General features: G+C 59.0%; 1 protein-coding gene. It reads right to left on the reverse strand.

Annotated features, from left to right (window positions below; all coding sequences use genetic code 11):
• Window positions 1–129: 129 nt before the first annotated feature.
• On the reverse strand, window positions 130–1,769 hold a 1,640-nt coding region (locus EN991_RS34910), incomplete at its 5' end, for a calcium-binding protein (RefSeq protein WP_164769617.1).

Here is a 1,769-nt window from a genome sequence, read left to right on the forward strand (position 1 = left end):
ATACCCCGTCGACCCGACTGCCAGCAACAGCGTCGCAGCGGAAACAAGCAGTCTTGCAGAACGTTTCATGTTGAGCTCCCCTAAATATTAGCGACGTATAACATAATCGCGTGGTTGTGCGCTATGGCGTTACACCACGTTTGCCGTTGTCTGATGCTGGGTTATGCCGTCGTCGTAGAGCAGCGTGATCGTGTTGGCCGCGGGGTGGTTCGTGAGTTCCGCCACTTGGACAAAATTGGCCGGATCTCCCGATCCGCTCGTGTCGACACTCAGCACGCCGGTCCCTGCGTCGTAGTTGACGAAGTTGCCGACATTCGCAGGAGTCGAGTCGAACAGCGCTGTCAGGTCGATCTTGTCGCCGTCGCCGCCATTGAAGTCCGTGATCAGATCCTTGATGTCGAGGTTCTCAAGTCTGAACGTGTCGGCGCCCGTCCCGCCGGTGAGCGTGTCACTCCCGGCACCACCGACCAGCAGGTCGTTGCCGGCGCCGCCGATCAAAGTGTCGGCGCCGCCTTCGCCTCTGAGCGTGTCGTTGCCCAATCCGCCGGCCAGGTAATTGGCGCCGGAGTTTCCGTAGAGATAGTCATCGCCGGAACCGCCGATCAAGCCCTCGATGCCAGTCAGCGTATCTCCCGTGGCATCGCCCCCGGTGATGTTGCCATCACTCGGATTGCTGGGGGTGCCATGAACACCGGCGGCGCCACCGGCATCTGTCAGGTTTATCGAGACCGCCGCGCTGCCGGTATAGTCGGCGATGTCGGTGCCGGCTCCGCCTGAGATCGTATCGATATGCGTGCTGCCGGCGATCACGTCGTTGACCGTTCCCGCAAAGCCGGGGAGGGTGAAGGATCCACCCGAACTTGCAGCTACCTGATGGATGTCCAGTGACTGGGTCGCACTGACGTCGCCGTCTCCGTCGACCGCACTGACTTGGAAATGCAAGGTGGTGTCGGATGGCAGTATCGTTTGTGAGATGTCGACGGCAGACAGCCTGATTTTCGAACCGGCGTCACCGGTTATGGAAATTAGGTTGAAGTCGATCGAAGGGTCGATGACGAGATGTCCGTTCGTAACTGTCGCCGTTCCGCTACGGGTGTCGCCGGTAACGGAATTGGTTGCTACCCACGAAACAGAACCAGAGCTGTTGCCGGTTGCGGCGAAATCGAGGCTGCCTATGAACTTCGGATTCAGCGTCGGAGCATCGTTTCCGGCGGTTGAGGAGGTGTGAAACTCCATGGTGAAGTTTTCATCTTTCTCAATAAACTGATCGGCGACACCGAAGCCCTGTGTCGAAGAGTTGACGCCGGTGCCAGTGCCGGTGAACTCGATCAGGCCATCCGGCGTTTCAAGGAAAGGTGTCGGACCACCCGGCGACAGCCCCGTGAGTGTTTGAGTTACCGTTGTTGCTGCATCGGGCGTGATAAGGGCAAACGCGTAGGTGCCATCTGGATGCAAGGTGAGTGAATAGATATCGGTCCCAGTGGAGGTTTCGGCCAGCAGCACTGTCGTTCCGTCGCTCTGGACTGTCGTGCTGTAGCTAATCCCCGTGATCGCCGGTCCTGCTATGTTGAAATGATTGACCCCGTCGGCTCCCGCTACGAAGTCAAACAAGCCGTTGACGGATCCGACCTCGTTGGGGATCGTACCTGGCGTGAAAGCTCCAAGCGTCGGAATGTCGTCGACGATGTCGACCAGGATGGAGCCGGTGGTGGTGTTGCCGTGGGCGTCGGTCACCGTATAGGTGAAGCTGTCCTTGGCCTGCTCGGTGG

This window comes from Mesorhizobium sp. M7A.F.Ca.US.005.03.2.1 (genome assembly GCF_003997795.1).
GTDB classification, from domain to species: Bacteria; Pseudomonadota; Alphaproteobacteria; order Rhizobiales; family Rhizobiaceae; genus Mesorhizobium; species Mesorhizobium ciceri.